The sequence below is a fragment of the Cryobacterium roopkundense genome, from assembly GCF_014200405.1.
GTDB lineage: Bacteria > Actinomycetota > Actinomycetes > Actinomycetales > Microbacteriaceae > Cryobacterium > Cryobacterium roopkundense.
In genome coordinates this window covers 567,642-581,761 of the sequence record NZ_JACHBQ010000001.1, presented here as the reverse complement: position 1 = coordinate 581,761, position 14,120 = coordinate 567,642, and the positions used below count along the sequence as shown (strand labels likewise).

Here is a 14,120-nt window from a genome sequence, read left to right as displayed (position 1 = left end):
AGCATCGATCGGCCGTCACAAGAAAAGAGGGAGTCCCGTGCAGACGTTTACAGGCATCGAGTACACCGGAGTTGGGGTCAGCCCCGGACGGATCATCGGATCCGTGCGGCAGATGCCGCACCCGGTGTCAGAGCCCCCCGTGGGCGAACGCCTGGCCGCGGACGTGACTGCCGAGGACGCGTCGGCCGCCCTGCGAACGGCGTCCAAGGCCGTTCAGGCCTCTCTCACCGCCCGCTCGGTCGGCGCCCAGGGTGCCGGCCGGGAGGTGCTGGAGGCCACCGCCCTGATGGCCTCGGATCCGATGCTCATCAAGGCCGCAGTCAAGCTCATCACCGCCGGCTCCTCGCCGGAACGCGCTATCTGGGACGCCGCGGCATCCGTTGCCGAGATGCTCCACAACCTCGGCGGCTACATGGCCGAGCGGGCAACGGATGTTCTCGACGTGCGTTCCCGCATCGTGGCCGAGTTGCGCGGAGTGCCGGCCCCCGGCATTCCGCTCAGTGACACCCCGTTTATTCTGGTCGCAGAAGACCTGGCTCCGGCGGACACGGCCACACTCGATCCGGCCAACGTGATCGCCCTCGTCACCTCGAGCGGCGGGCCACAGTCACACACGGCGATTATCGCCCGTGCGCTCGGCCTTCCGGCCGTCGTCGCTGCCGTCGGAGTGACGGCCGTGACCGACGGCACCCTGGTCTACGTCGACGGGGCCGCCGGAACCATCGCCGTCGGTCCCGGCGCTGACGAGGTCGCAGCCGCGAAGGCCTGGGCCGCCACTGCGGCGGCGCTCACGGTCTTCGACGGAAACGGCCGCACGAGCGACGGTCATCTCGTTCCCCTGCTCTCCAACGTCGGCGGCGCAGCGGATGCAGTGAAGGCCGCCGCCGCCGGAGCCCAGGGCGTTGGGCTGCTGCGCACCGAGTTCTGTTTTCTCGACCGCGACACCGAGCCGACCATCGACGAGCAGGTCGCGGCCTACCGGGGCGTGTTCGATGCCTTCCCTGGCATGAAGGTGGTGCTGCGCACCCTCGACGCCGGCGCCGACAAGCCGCTCCCCTTCCTCACGGATGCCTCGGAGCCCAACCCCGCGCTCGGCGTGCGCGGGTACCGCACCGACTTCACGTCTCCCGGCGTGCTCGAACGTCAGCTGCAGGCCGTGGCGCAAGCGGCCGAAGGATCGGACGCCGACGTCTGGGTGATGGCCCCGATGATTTCGACAGCCGACGAGGCAGGGGATTTCGCCGCCCTCTGTGCCGCAGCCGGACTGAAGACCCCCGGCGTGATGGTCGAGGTTCCCTCGGCCGCGCTCACGAGCGAGGCGATCCTGAAACGCGTCGATTTCGTAAGTCTCGGCACGAACGACCTCACCCAGTACGCGATGGCCGCGGACCGGCAGCTGGGCCCGCTCGCCGCCCTCAACACCCCGTGGCAGCCCGCCGTTCTGCAGCTCGTGCGGCTCACGGTCGCCGGCGCCCTCGCCGAGGGACACGGCAAGCCGGTCGGCGTCTGCGGCGAAGCGGCGGCAGACCCTGCCCTCGCGGTGGTACTCGTGGGCCTCGGCGTCGCGACACTGTCGATGACCGCTCGCGCCCTCTCCGCCGTGGGCACCGTGCTCGCGAGCGTCACCCTGGCCGAGGCCCAAAAACTCGCCGCCGTCGCCCTCGCCGCACCCAACGCGAACGAAGCGCGCGCCTCCGTGCGCGCACACCTGCCCATTCTCGAGGAGCTCGGTCTTTAGTCCGGTCTGCCCGCTGTAACCCGTACGACCTTTCCAGGAGGAAAAAATGTCTGAACGCACCGCCGTCATCGCCAGCCGCGTGGGCCTGCACGCCCGTCCCGCCGGGATCTTCGTCGCCGCCGTGAGCGCACTGCCCATCGAAGTAACCATCTCGATGCAGGGCGAACCTGCCGACGACGCCATGGATGCCGCGAGCATCCTCTCGATCATGAGCCTCGGTGCGAGCAACGGCGACACCGTCGTGCTGCGTGCCGAGGGTGAGGGCGCCGATGAGGCCCTCGATTCGCTCGTCAAGATTCTGGAAACCGACCTCGACGCGGAGTAGCCGCCCGCACTAAAACCGGAGAGGATGGCGACACGTCGCCTCCGATGGCTACCCGGCCAGGCTTGTCGCGATCTTTTCCGGTTTTGCGCGGACCTAAGGTGTGCTCATGAATGACGAGCGTTGGCAGAGAATCATGCAGTGGCCGCTCACGGCCGCCGGAGTGCTGTTCCTGATCACCTACAGCGTGCGCGTGCTCCTCGACTATCAGGGTGACCTATCGGCCGTCGCCTGGACGATCATCGTCGCGGCGTGGCTCTTGTTCCTCGTGGACTACGTGGTGCGTTTCGCTCTCGCACGCGATCGGGGGCACTGGTTTCGCACCCATATTTTTGACCTGCTCGCGGTGGTGCTACCGGCGGTGCGCCCGCTGCGCGCCCTCCGGCTGATCACCCTGTTTCCCGTCTTTCGACGCAACACAGGGGACGCGCTGCGGTCTCGGGTGAGCATCTACCTGGCCGGTTCGATCTCGCTCCTGCTCTACCTCGCCTCGCTCGCCGTGCTGCAGAGCGAGAGGTTCGCTCCCGGGGCCAATATCCGAACCTTCGGCGACGCCGTGTGGTGGTCTGTTGTGACCCTCGGCACCGTGGGCTACGGCGACTACTATCCCGTGACGGGCGCCGGTCGGCTCGTCGCCGTGGCGCTCATGGCCGGTGGAGTCGCCCTCGTCGGAGTCATCACGGCCACGCTGTCATCCTGGATTGTGGAGAGGGTCTCGGCGATCACTCTGCGGTGACCAGCGTGATGAAGGCGCTGAGCTGTGCGAGTGCCTCAGCATTCCTCGGCAGGGAGTCCGTGAGTGCCGGCGAATACACGAGGTAGGCCGCCCACTGCGCGCGCGAGATCGCCACATTGAGCCGGTTCGCGAGCAGCAGGAACTCGAGCCCGCGGGGCACGTCGTCCGCCGACGACGCGGCGAGGGACACGATGGCCACGGCGGCTTCCCTGCCCTGAAACTTGTCGACGGTACCGACTGGCACGTCTCCGAGCCCGGCCTTCGCCAAAGCACCGCGCAGCAGTTCGACCTGGGCGTTGTAGGGCGCCACCACGATCACGTTGTCCGGTTCGAGGGCGGCCGTTCGTCCGGCGGCCGTCCAGGCCCGTCCCACCACGTCCTGCACGAGCGCGACGACCTGGGCCGCTTCTTCGACGGAGCAGGTCGAGTTGTTGCGGTGCACGAGCGCAACCGGATGCAGGCCGGGAGCGACCCCCTCGAGGCTGCGGTCTGACGGGTGCGAACGCAACTTGCCCTCATAGGACAGCACGGAGACGGGTGAGCACACCGCCGGGTGCATACGCCAGCTCGTAGCGAGGAAATAGCCGAACTCGCTCGGCAGCACGTTGTGCCCGTCGCACAGCCAGCCGAGGGCGGAGGTATCCACCGGTTCAGGGTGCGTGCCCTGGCTCACCTGAGGAAGCTGCTGCGGGTCGCCGAGCAGCAGCATCCGCTTCGCCGACACGGCCGCGGCGATGGTGCTCGCGAGCGAGTACTGGCCTGCCTCGTCGATGACCAGCAGGTCGAGGGAAGCTCGCGGGATGCGCCCGGCGTTACTGAAGTCCCATGCTGTGCCGCCCACGACGAAGCCGCCGCCCTGGCCGGTGAATCGGGTGAAGGAGGTGCCGTCGAGCACCGTCCACGGCGCGGGAACCTTCTCCTCTCCCTTTCGCGCTTTCTTTCCGACCCGCTCCGGGTCGAGGCCGGCGGCGAGCACGGCCCGCAGCATGTTTTCGACCGTCGCGTGAGACTGGGCGACGACGCCCACCCGCCACCCGTGATTGAGCACGAGGTCGGTCACCACGCGGGAGCCCACGTACGTCTTGCCGGTTCCCGGCGGCCCCTGCACGGCGAGATACGAACGGTCGAGGCTTAGCAGGCTCGCCAGGATGGCTGCCTGCACGTCGCCGTCGACCACGGGCGCCAACTCAGACGCTTCCGGCCGCGAGGAGCTGCGCGGCTTAGCCCTACGCAGTATGTCGAAGGCCGCATCGGGCAGCGGCTCCGGGTACCCCTCGAGCACGGCCCTCCCCCACTCCGAGATCGCCTCGACCTGTGTGCCGGCGGGCGGCGGCGTTCCCGGGGTCAGCGCGAGCGGGAGCTCGTCATGGTGCGGGGCGTCGCGCTGCAGGATCTCGTCGATCAGGTAGTCGCCGTCGTCGGTCACCTCCACGATCGTCGCCTTGTTGTGGGCGGTGCGCGCTCCCGGATCGGTGCCGCGGTGAAGCGGAGGATACGGCGGACCGTAAACGAGGAAAGGCTGGTCGCCCACCTTGATCGAGCTGCCGGGCGCGAGCTGTCCCGAGACCCGGATCAGCCGACGATCGAGGCGTTGGCGTGCTTCCCGGTGCCAACCGGTGTCGACGAACGCCACGTCGATCACGAGCACTCCGCGGGTGTCGGCCCAGTCGTCGACGGGGGTGCTCAGTCGCGCGAAGTGGTCCCACCAGAAGGACTTCTGTTCCCGGCGGTGGTAGTCGATCGCCGCGGACGCGAGCGCGAGGGCCGTCTGGTCGGGTGTGCGCTCCGCTGGAGGCACGTCGGTGAGCAGGGCGGCGAGCTCGAGGTAGACCGGGTCCGGTTCCCGCATCGGCACGTCGAGTTGCAGGTCGAGCGCGCTCGCGAAGGCAACCTCGTTCTCGGCGGCGCGGGCGAGCAGCCAGTCTCGCAGGCGCAGGGTGGAGCGGCAGTCGTAGGCGTTGTAACGTGCGATGTCGTCGAGAACGGATGCCGCGGCATCCGTGTCTCCCGCGGCGAGCAGCTCCCGAGACCGCACGTATTCGGTGATCGAGTCGGCAGCGTTCGCCACGCCCTCGCGTTCATCGTCGCCCATGTAGAGCGGTTCGAGTTTCTTGAGGGAATAGCTGCGACTGCCGATGCGCAGGCCCTGGCGTACGACGGGGTACAGGTCGATCAACACCCGGTTACGCAGCAGGTCGTCGACAATCTGCTCTCCTACGCCGTGCCGGGCAGCCAGGCTGAGCAGGTGTGTGCGCTCGTATGGCGCGTAGTGGTAGATGTGCATGGCGGGGTGCCTGGCCCGCCGGGCCTGCACCCAGTCGAGGAAGGCCACGAGGGCCACCCTCTCCTCGGCGTAGGTGTGCGCCCAGAACGCGTGGAAGGTGTCGTCGGGCTCGACCAGCCCGAAGAGGTAATCGAGGCCCCACTCGATTCGGTCCGCGCCGCCCGATTCGGCGCCGGAGCCGCTCTCGGAGTACAGCGGGTCGCCCTCGAAGTCGAAGAACACGTCACCCTCATCGGGCGCCGGAAGGGACGCGAGGGCCGCCGGGTTGACGACGGTCCAGTTGATCGGCCGCCCGGCGCTCGGCGGCTCAACCTGCAACCGTGCCTGCTCGCGCAGCGTCGCGAGTGTGGAATCGGTCATTCCCTCGACCGGCCCGCGGGCGACCGCGAGTTCGTCGATCGTCGTTACACCGCCCGCGCGCAACCGTACTCGTTGCCCCGACCGCAGGTTGGCCACGAGCAGCACGTCACGGTGGGCCTGCACCTGTCGCTCGCATTCGTCACAGCGTCCGCAGGCCGTGTAGCGGGCATCGTTCCACTCGGTGGGGTCCGCATCGGCGACCCGTCCGTCGATCAGGGCCTCGAGCCGCGCACGGCGACGGCGGTAAACGGGCAGGATGTCGTCTAGTCGGTGCGAGCTGGTTCGGCCATCGCCGAGCAGCACGTGCACCCGATCGCCCACCCGGAGGCCCTCCCGCATCAGCTGGTCACTGTAGGCCGCGAGCTGCAGCAGCGCCGTCACCTTCGCGGTTCGGGCGAGCTTCGTGTCGTAGATTTCATAGCTGGGTTCGCCGGCACCGATGCGCTGAGAATCGACGGGCGACCGGATGATGAAGTCGGCGTACCCGAGAAAACGCCCGTCGAAGAATGCAGCCTGGTACACCACGTCTGCCCCGCCGCGCAGGGCAGCCTCCGTCGCTGCCACGGCCGTATCGATGCTGTCCAGCCGGGGACGCTCGATTTCGACAACCGAGTGCGTGGCTCTCAACCGCTCCAGCATGTGATGTTCGTGCGCGTCGCCGAGTTCCGCCGTGCGCTGCAACATGGCGTCTTCGGTGACCGGCGTCGCGCCGATTCGCCCCAACTTGCGGTCCAACGCCCGCATCAGCGCCCACTCGCAGTGCGCGGCGGCGCTCAGGTCGCTGGCCGAGTAGATCACGGTGCTGGAATCGAGCACGTACACGCAAACTCCTTGATGAGGGGAGGCGGAAACCCTCATGGCTCGAGGCTACCCAACGCCACCGACAACGGCCTGCCGGGCCCCGGCCGCACCCCCTTTCTGGGATTGCTACCGCTCCGGTGGCCTCTCTAGTATTCTCAACATCAACACCGAAAAATTCCATGCACCTCCTCCAGTTAATGAAATGGGAATCATTGTGACTGAACGCCAGAACTACCTCGGAAATGTCGAAAACGTCGATGAACCGCGTGAGCACACGATCACCGACTGGACCGATCTCGGCGAAGAGATGTGGTCGTATCTCACGGGCAAGGGCGCCGCGATCAACTACACCTTCATCGATATGTCGGTCGAGGTTCCCCGCGATATCGGGCCCGACGCCCCACGCGCCACCTGGAAGATCGACGGGACGCTTCGCGTCACCACGAGCGATGCGCTCACGCCCGGCTCCGACCCGCACCGCAACTAGCCATGAATTCCCCGGTGCAGCTGCACATCGATCTCACCTTCTCCCTCTCCGAGCCGAGCAACGGCGCATCCACGGAGCGACTGCAGGGAACGGTCACGGCCGATGGCACCGATGTCTCAGTGTTCGCGAGCAACCCGTCTGTGCTCGTTCAGGGGCAAACCATGAACCTCACGATAATTCGTGACCTTGCGGCGCAGTTGGCCGCACGGGGTCTCACGGTTTCCCTGAACGGGCCGGAGGGGCTGATCGCGCGCATCGGCGCTGTAGACGCGCCCCTGGTACAGCGGCTGCTGACCAAGTCACCGAACATCACGCTCGGCAGCCGAGCGGCGCTGGCGCCGCTCATCCGCAGCGGCGCCAAGAACGCGCTCAGTTCGGCTCCGTCGGCGGTTCCGTTGCCGCCGGCGACGCTCTTTCCGCTCGTGCCGACTCTCGATCGCAAACTCCGACGACGAGTCACGACTACGCACTACGCGCCGGGCGGGGGTCGGCCCCGGCTGATCTTCGTGGTCGGTTCGAAGAACTGGAACGGCCAGATGCCGCGGGAGTTCGATCTGCTTCCCACCACGACGACCATCGGCTCCGCGCCGGAGTCCGATCTGGTGCTGGCGGAGTTGAGGACGTTCCATGCCGAGATCCGCCATGACGAGAACGATGAATACGTGCTATACCCGATCGGAGAGGTGAGTGGCAGCGCTCGCTCGGTTGACGCGGACACGTCCACCCGCGGTGGTGGAATCATCCTGCGAACCGGGTCGCGCGTGGAGATGGGCAAGTGGCGCATGGCATTCTTCCGCGAGGAGTTCGCCGACCACGGTCGCCCGTTCGGCGGCCGGGTGGGCGGCGAGTTCGCGGTGCAGAAACCGCAGCCGCCGCGCCGACGCACGACCAGCTAAGCCTCCGACACTGGAGAAGCGGATGCCGCAGCGGCCGCCCGGCCGGCGGCATCCGTTTGCTGTTCCTCCGGTACCCGGCCGGAGAGGCGAAGGGTGGCGAGAAACCCGAGGGCGAGAAATCCTGCCGCGGCGAACGCCGAATATCGGGTGCCGTCGCTGAAGGCCTGGCGTGCGGCGTCGGCCACGGTGGGGCTGCGCTGCTCGAGCGCAGGAATCGCCGATCCGGCGCTGTCGACGACGGCGTCCACTATTTGAGCGCGCACCGCGGGAGGAACGTCGAGCAGGTCCACGAGTCTGGTGTCGAGGGAGGCACCGGCCGAGGTGAAGAGGATTGTGCCGAGAACCGCGATTCCCAGAGCCGAGCCGATCTGGCGGGCCGTACTCGACGTGCCAGAGCCCTGCCCGCTCTTGTCGACGGGCACGTCTTTCAACACCACACCGGTGAGCTGTGCGGTGGCCAGACCGACGCCGAGGCCGTAGACGAACAGGAACGGCACCACGGAGAGCCAGCTGGCCTGGGCCGAAATCACGACTCCGAGGCCCGTCACACCCACGATCTCGAGCAACAGGCCCGCTCGCACTATCGTCACGGGGCTCACCCGATTTCCTAACGCGCCGGCCACCCCACTGGCCACGAAAGCTCCCATCGCGAGCGCCAGGAGCACAAAACCGGTCTGCAGGGCGTCGTAGCCCAGCACGTTCTGCAACCAGGGCGGCAGGGACAGGATGATGCCGAATTCACCGAGCGACACGATGAGGGCGGCGATGTTGCCGTTTCGGAACGAGGAAATTCGAAACAGCGAGAACGCGAGCAGGGTGGTCTTGCCTGCCCGCTGCCGTCGCACCCCCCACCACACGAAGGCGATGCCCGAGAGCACAGTAATGAGGAACGTGACCGGAATCACGGAAATCTCGAAGGGCCACGTGACGTCGCCGATCGAGAACGGTCGGCGGGCGAGCCACCAGCCGTAGCTTCGGCCTTCGATCAAGCCGAAGACCAGGGTGGCGCTCGTGATCACCGAGAGCACCGCACCCACAACGTCGACTCGGCGCGGGTCGGGTCGGCCGTTTCTCGCGACTCGCTCACGAAGAACAGCAGGCCGACAATGATGATCAGGCCGAGGGGAACGTTGATTCCGAAAGCCCAGCGCCACGAGTAGTACGTCGTGAGGAACCCACCGAGGAGCGGTCCGACGGCAACCATACCGCCGATCGTGGATCCCCAGATTGCGAAGGCGATGCCTCGTTCGCGGCCGCGGAAGGTGGCATTGATGATCGAGAGGGTGGTCGGGAGCACCATCGCGCCACCGACTCCCTGCAGAATTCGCGAGGCGATCAGCAGATCACCGGTCTGCGCCAGTGCGGCGAGCACCGACGAACCGGCGAAAATGACGATGCCCAGCAACAGGATTCGACGTCGACCGTAGCGGTCCGCCAGGGTGCCGAACACGAGAAGGAGCGCCGCGAAAACGAGTGTGTAACTTTCCTGAACCCACTGAACCTGGGTCGAGGTGATGCCCAGGTCGTCGACGATGGAGGGGATGGCCACGTTGACGATGGTCGAGTCGACGATGATCAGAGCCACTGCGATGCTGATGAAGACGAGACCGAACCAGCGGCGGCGCGCTTCGGTCACGCGTTGACCACCTGGCGCGAGCGTGCACCGAGTCGGGCGATGAAAGTCGCGGCGACGACAAGCACAACGCACGCGAGAGCGGTGATCCCGGCGGCAACGGAAAGGGGTTCGCCGCTCAGCCGGGCGACGGCCACCCAGGCGAGTCCCCAGCAGAGCGAAATCGTGGGCGCCCAGCGTCCACGGTCGTACAGGGCCAGCAGCACTCCGACGAGCCCGGCCACGGCAATCACGACGACAGCCCACAGATCGGCGGACACGCCAAAGCCGGTGAACCCGGCCGCCACGAGTACAGCCGCGACGTTGGCGGCGGTCGCCACGCAGACCCAGCCGAGGTACAGGCCCATGGTGCCGTCCACGAGCACGAGCTCGACCCGGTTCTTCGGAGGCAGGTCCAACATGATGCGCAACGTCCAAACGAGCACCATCAGTAGAACCACGATGATCGGCACGCTCAGGCCGAGCAGGTCGAACTGCACACTCAGGATCCAGGCGGCGTTCAGCAGCAGCGACAGTGCGATCGGGTAGCCGAGACGCCGCTGGCGGGCATCCGTTTTCTGGGCCGGCAGCAACTGCCAGACGGCGTAGGCGAGCAGTCCGGCATAGATCGGTGTCCAGATGGCGAACGCCGGGCCACCCGGCGCGATGAGCGTGGCGTCGGCCGCGAGGGCGCCACCGGACACCTCCGGCATGGGGGTACCACCCGCCGCACCCGACCCAATAAACGCGCCAATAATGCCCAACACGGCGCTGGCCAGGACGGAGCCCTGACGACGAGCATCACGATGTTCCATGACAATTCTCCTAACCGTCAGCTAGCTGACGAATATCCAAGCTAGCACTATATTGGAGTCATGACTACGCCTACTCCGGGGCCGCCGGCGACCCCGGATGCGATGAACGAGTGGCCCACCGGGCGCCTGCTTTCCACGGCAGCGCGCCTCGTGGAGCACGCGTGGGTCGAGGCCCTCGACAGGCTCGGACTGACTCACGCCGGTTTGATCGTGCTGCACCTGCTCGGGTCGGGCCCGCTCAGCCAGGCCGAGCTGGCTCGGGAGGCCCGAGTACAAACCCAGACCATGTCGCGCACCCTCGAACGCCTGGAACGGGAGGGCTACGTGGCCCGCGTACGGGACGAGCGCGACCAGCGCCGCCATTCGGTGACTCGAACGGATGCCGGCACAGCGGCGTGGAAACAGGCCCGCACCATCGAGACCGACGTCTTTCCGCAACTGAACGACGGTTCGGCCCTCCGGGAGGCCCTGCTCGCGATTATCAGCACGTCGTCCGCGCGCCGGTGGTAGCCGGCTCGGATTCACCCGCGCCATGCCACCCGGACTGGGGACGCCAGAACGGGGGTATACAGACCTCTTTTCCGCTAGCCTGACAGGCAGGGAACGGGGGCTCCATGCAGTCGACTACGCGCATCACAACCGGCCTGCGAGGGAGCCGAGCGGGATCTCGGCCCTGGCTGATGGGCGCCATGTGGCTGGTCTTGGGCATCTACGTTCTGCACCTGCATTTTCCCGGCTATGGCGTCGGAGAGCAGAAGGAGACGTGGCTGTCGCTGCTTCCGGTGTGGATTCCCGCCGTCGTATGTTGGCTCGCCGCCCTTCGGACCCGCCAATTCAGAGGCCAGCTCTCCTTCGCCGCAGCCGCGGTCACGTGCTACGCCCTCGGCGCCTCCTATCTGGCGGCGGCGCAGGCCCTGCACGAGGTGCGCCCGTTCCCGTCGCCGGCCATGGTCGGCTTCCTGCTGTTTTACGCGCTGATCCTGGCCTGCCTGGCCCTGCTCGTGCACCGTCAGAGGCGCGGCCTGCCGTGGTCTGTCGTGCTCGACTGCACGGTGGGTGCCCTCGGCGCGGCCGCCGTGGTCGCCGTCATCCTCACCTCTCTCCTGGATTCCGCGGTGCTCACAGGCTCCGTCGCACCGACCGCGGTGGCGGCCGCGTACCCCGTTCTGGATCTTCTGCTCGTGGCCGCGGTGGTCGGGATCGCCGCGTCGCCGGAACTGCAGCTGGGGCGACGCTGGATACTCCTGGCGGGCGGACTCCTCATGTTCGCCGCAACGGATGTCGCCTATGCCCTGCTCGTGCTCGACGGGAGCTACCTGAGCGGCACACCACTTGATGCCGGCTGGGCAGCGGGACTGACACTGGTCGCCGTCTGGGTCGACGCTCGATCGAGACCGGACACCTCAGTTAATCGTGCACTCAAGGGAGCCTGGGCACTGATTGTGCCCACCGTCGCGACCGCGACCGCACTTGGCCTGCTGCTCGTGGCCAGCCGAGTGAACGTCTCGGCGGCGGCCGTGGTGCTCGCCGGGGCGACCCTGGCTGCCGCGGCGGTGCGCACCCAACTGGCCTTTCGGCAACTTGTCAGGATGTCAGAGCTTCGCAAACTGGCCAGAACCGACGACCTCACCGGGTTGCCCAACCGGCGCGCCTTCTACGCCGATGCTCCCCTGCAACTGGCCGGGGACGCCGCGCAGCCCTGCGCCCTGCTGCTGCTGGACCTGGACCGCTTCAAAGACATCAACGACAGCCTCGGCCACGATGCGGGTGATCTCCTCCTCCGCCAGATCGGCAGCCGCCTCGTCGTCGCGACGCGACCCGAAGACGTGCTCGCCCGGCTCGGTGGGGACGAATTCGCGGTCGTGCTCCACGGCGCCGACGCCGAGCGGGCGAAAACGGCAGCCAACAGACTTCGCGCAGCGCTCACGAAACCGTTTACTCTCGAGGGGCTGACCATTCAGGTCACGGCCAGCATCGGGATATCGGTCTCACCCGACCATGGCACCGACGTGAAGACCCTGCTTCGCAAGGCGGACATAGCAATGTACAAGGCGAAGTCCGCCCATTCTGGTCACCACGTGTACGTCGAAGCCGACAACGTTCATGGGGAACGGCGGCTGAGAACCCTGCACGAGCTGCGACTGGCGTTGCTCGGGGGCGAGTTCGTTCTGCACTATCAACCCAAGGTCAACCTCGCGACCGGCGAGGTGCGGGGCGTCGAGGCGCTCGTGCGCTGGAATCATCCCGACCGCGGCCTGCTCTACCCGGAGGCGTTCCTGGCCATTGCCGAGGAGGCCGGGTTGATGCACGCCCTGAACGATGTCGTGCTCGGCCTTGCCCTGGATCAGGCCGCAGAATGGCGGGCGCAGGGGCATCCGCTATCAGTTGCCGTGAACCTGTCGGCCAGCTGCCTCGCCGATCCGCAGCTCCCCATGCGGATCGGCACCATGCTCACCGAACGCGGCCTGCCGTCCACCGCCCTGATCGTTGAAATCACGGAGGAGTTTCTCATGGAGGACTGCGACCGGGCCAGGGCCGTGCTGACCGGGCTGCGAACAATCGGAGTGCGCATCTCGGTCGACGACTTCGGCACCGGATACAGCTCCCTCGCGTATCTGCGCGACCTTCCCATCGACGAGCTCAAGCTTGACCGATCCTTCATCGCACCAATGCGCCACGACCCCCGGGCGGCGGCGCTGGTCTGCTCCACGATCGACCTCGCACACAGCCTCGGTCTCAGCATGGTGGCCGAGGGCGTCGAAGACGGTGTGATCTACGAAGCGCTGGCGCGGTACGGCTGCGACCAGGCACAGGGCTACCTCATGTCCCGCCCGGTTGCCGCCGAGGAACTCGACAATTGGCTCACGGGTCGCAGACGGGCCCTCGCGGCGGTCGCTTACCCCTCTGGCTTCACCGACTTCAGCTGGTGAGCCCGCGGGCGGTCACACTGCGGCGATTCCGCGCTCACGTGTTCGCACGCGCACCACGTCGCTGACTTCGGTCGCCCAGACCTTGCCATCGCCGATCTTGCCGGTCCAGGCGGCGTCGACAACCGTGTGAATAGTCAGGTCTGCCTCTTTGTCCGGCACAATGACATCGATACGCACCTTGGGCCGAAAAGCGATGGTGTGTTCGGCTCCGCGATAGATCTCCGAATGACCCTTCTGCGCGCCGTAACCGCTCACCCCCATCACGGTGAGGCCCTTCACGTTGATGGCCTCGGAGACGCGAAGCCCGATCGTCCGATCCAGGCCCTTGTCGATGGCATAGGTCATGCAGAAGGAATAGAGGCACGTGACTGTGATGGCGACGACGGCGCTACTCGACCGGCGGAATGGGGCGCCGCAGGAAGGCTGCAACGGGAGGAGGCGCTGAACAGTGGACAAACGTGACCGCTAGCGGCGCAGGAGGTAGTCGGCTACCGCGTCCGGTTGTGACAGTGCCAGTAGATGGCCGCCAGGAATCAGGTCGGGCTCCAGGCCCAGCCGATCAAGCGTGACGCGGCGCTGGAAATCGGCAGGAAAGAAGCGGTCCCCTGCGCCGACGAGCACGCGAATGGGAATTGCGGGCCACTCGGCGAAGTCGCAGGCCGACTCGAAGACGGCGTTGGCCTGCTCCCGCTGATGGGATTCGCCTTCTGCCACGAGTTCCACAGGAACGTCGTGCAGAAAATAGGTGTCCGCATCGAAGTCCGCACCGTAGCCGGCCGCACGGGCGGCCACCTCCCGCGCCTGGTTCGAGCCCGTGTTGTCCCACCAGGCCCCGGCGGTCTCACCGGGCGCCGGGATCATCGCGTTCACGAATACAAGCTCACACACCGGTGCCTGGTTGCACACCATCGGCGAGACGAAGCCGCCGAGGGATTGAGCGACGAGAATCACCTCGTCGTGGTCGCCGATCGCCGCGGCAACGAGGCGGACGTACTCGGTCAGACCGGCATTCTCGTCGTCACCGGGCAGGTCGACCGCCAGAGCCTGGTGCCCCGCGACCTGCAGCAGAGGGATGACGCGGCTCCAGTACCAGACGGCCCCGCCCGCGCCCGGTACCAACACGAAGGTGCTCATCGGTC

The 14,120-nt window shown here is 67.1% G+C and carries 13 protein-coding genes; 7 read left to right on the top strand and 6 right to left on the bottom strand.

The genetic code is table 11. From position 1 onward, the window contains the following. The first annotated feature begins 37 nt into the window (after nucleotides 1–37). The 3 genes from ptsP (at nucleotide 38) to BJ997_RS02750 (ending at nucleotide 2,796) form a co-directional block, all read left to right on the top strand. Nucleotides 38–1,738, top strand: a complete 1,701-nt coding sequence (gene ptsP, locus BJ997_RS02760) for a phosphoenolpyruvate--protein phosphotransferase (RefSeq protein WP_268871357.1) — start codon at nucleotides 38–40, stop codon at nucleotides 1,736–1,738. A gap of 46 nt (nucleotides 1,739–1,784) precedes the next feature. Beyond that, entirely contained in the window at nucleotides 1,785–2,063 is a 279-nt protein-coding gene (locus BJ997_RS02755) for an HPr family phosphocarrier protein (RefSeq protein ID WP_035836021.1), read from the top strand. Between the two features lie 106 nt (nucleotides 2,064–2,169). Next, complete coding sequence (locus BJ997_RS02750) at nucleotides 2,170–2,796, top strand: potassium channel family protein (protein ID WP_152602124.1); 627 nt, start codon at nucleotides 2,170–2,172, stop codon at nucleotides 2,794–2,796. Here BJ997_RS02750 and BJ997_RS02745 read toward each other — a convergent pair. Beyond that, nucleotides 2,783–6,262, bottom strand: coding sequence for a TM0106 family RecB-like putative nuclease (locus BJ997_RS02745; RefSeq protein ID WP_035836022.1), 3,480 nt, complete (start codon nucleotides 6,260–6,262; stop codon nucleotides 2,783–2,785). The genes BJ997_RS02750 and BJ997_RS02745 overlap by 14 nt on opposite strands. 181 nt (nucleotides 6,263–6,443) lie before the next feature. Here BJ997_RS02745 and BJ997_RS02740 point away from each other — a divergent pair, with 181 nt between their 5' ends. Both BJ997_RS02740 and BJ997_RS02735 read left to right on the top strand, forming a co-directional pair. Beyond that, on the top strand, nucleotides 6,444–6,728 hold the full coding sequence (locus tag BJ997_RS02740) for a hypothetical protein (protein WP_236628871.1): 285 nt from the start codon (nucleotides 6,444–6,446) through the stop codon (nucleotides 6,726–6,728). A 2-nt stretch (nucleotides 6,729–6,730) separates the two neighbouring features. Next, nucleotides 6,731–7,624, top strand: a complete 894-nt coding sequence (locus BJ997_RS02735) for an FHA domain-containing protein (protein ID WP_035836023.1) — start codon at nucleotides 6,731–6,733, stop codon at nucleotides 7,622–7,624. Here the strand turns inward: BJ997_RS02735 and BJ997_RS21315 are convergent. Genes BJ997_RS21315 through BJ997_RS02725 form a run of 3 tightly spaced genes read right to left on the bottom strand, consistent with a single transcriptional unit; the run spans nucleotide 7,621 to nucleotide 10,051 of the window. Next, a complete protein-coding gene (locus BJ997_RS21315; protein WP_236628873.1) occupies nucleotides 7,621–8,661 on the bottom strand; it encodes an MFS transporter in 1,041 nt (346 codons plus the stop codon). The genes BJ997_RS02735 and BJ997_RS21315 overlap by 4 nt on opposite strands. Next, nucleotides 8,640–9,260 carry an MFS transporter gene (locus tag BJ997_RS21310; protein ID WP_236628875.1) on the bottom strand — a complete coding sequence of 207 codons (621 nt, stop codon included), beginning with the start codon at nucleotides 9,258–9,260 and terminating at the stop codon, nucleotides 8,640–8,642. Before BJ997_RS21310 ends, BJ997_RS21315 begins: the two co-directional genes overlap by 22 nt. Next, the gene (locus BJ997_RS02725) at nucleotides 9,257–10,051 is read right to left on the bottom strand and encodes a tryptophan-rich sensory protein (protein ID WP_035836024.1); all 795 of its coding nucleotides are present in this window, start codon (nucleotides 10,049–10,051) and stop codon (nucleotides 9,257–9,259) included. Before BJ997_RS02725 ends, BJ997_RS21310 begins: the two co-directional genes overlap by 4 nt. A 60-nt stretch (nucleotides 10,052–10,111) precedes the next feature. Here BJ997_RS02725 and BJ997_RS02720 point away from each other — a divergent pair, with 60 nt between their 5' ends. Both BJ997_RS02720 and BJ997_RS02715 read left to right on the top strand, forming a co-directional pair. Continuing rightward, on the top strand, nucleotides 10,112–10,561 hold the full coding sequence (locus BJ997_RS02720) for a MarR family winged helix-turn-helix transcriptional regulator (RefSeq protein WP_035836025.1): 450 nt from the start codon (nucleotides 10,112–10,114) through the stop codon (nucleotides 10,559–10,561). A gap of 104 nt (nucleotides 10,562–10,665) precedes the next feature. Then, nucleotides 10,666–12,981 carry a putative bifunctional diguanylate cyclase/phosphodiesterase gene (locus BJ997_RS02715; RefSeq protein ID WP_084141130.1) on the top strand — a complete coding sequence of 772 codons (2,316 nt, stop codon included), beginning with the start codon at nucleotides 10,666–10,668 and terminating at the stop codon, nucleotides 12,979–12,981. Between the two features lie 12 nt (nucleotides 12,982–12,993). Here the strand turns inward: BJ997_RS02715 and BJ997_RS02710 are convergent, their stop codons facing one another. Both BJ997_RS02710 and BJ997_RS02705 read right to left on the bottom strand, forming a co-directional pair. Next, on the bottom strand, nucleotides 12,994–13,326 hold the full coding sequence (locus BJ997_RS02710) for a P-II family nitrogen regulator (RefSeq protein ID WP_052542089.1): 333 nt from the start codon (nucleotides 13,324–13,326) through the stop codon (nucleotides 12,994–12,996). Between the two features lie 120 nt (nucleotides 13,327–13,446). Then, nucleotides 13,447–14,115 carry an alpha/beta fold hydrolase gene (locus tag BJ997_RS02705; RefSeq protein WP_035836026.1) on the bottom strand — a complete coding sequence of 223 codons (669 nt, stop codon included), beginning with the start codon at nucleotides 14,113–14,115 and terminating at the stop codon, nucleotides 13,447–13,449. Nucleotides 14,116–14,120: the final 5 nt, after the last annotated feature.